At 55.3% G+C, this 219-nt stretch carries 1 protein-coding gene; it reads right to left on the bottom strand.

All coding sequences use genetic code 11. The features are described 5' to 3' along the window. The coding region (locus tag HMPREF2605_RS09485; protein ID WP_168167583.1) for a hypothetical protein at positions 1–219 on the bottom strand (219 nt) is incomplete at both ends.

Raw genomic sequence — 219 nt, 5'->3', positions numbered from 1 at the left:
TCCATATTGATGGTCTCCCACGAGAAGCCGTTGACCTCTTCATACTGGCTCGGGTCCAGAGAACGGTACCAATCGCTGTCATGCAGGTACCGCATCAGCAGAGCAGAACCGTTCTCGCCCTCACGGGTGTAATAATCCACCAGACCAGCACGAACATACTTCTCCTGCGCCTCATTCAGATGGTACTGACCACCCTTGCGGCGGAAACCCAGCTTCTCG

Origin of the sequence: Rothia sp. HMSC065C03 (assembly GCF_001837295.1) — a bacterium.
Taxonomy (GTDB): Bacteria; Actinomycetota; Actinomycetes; order Actinomycetales; family Micrococcaceae; genus Rothia.
Note: the sequence above shows the minus strand (reverse complement) of the source record. Positions and strands in the feature narration are given on the sequence as shown.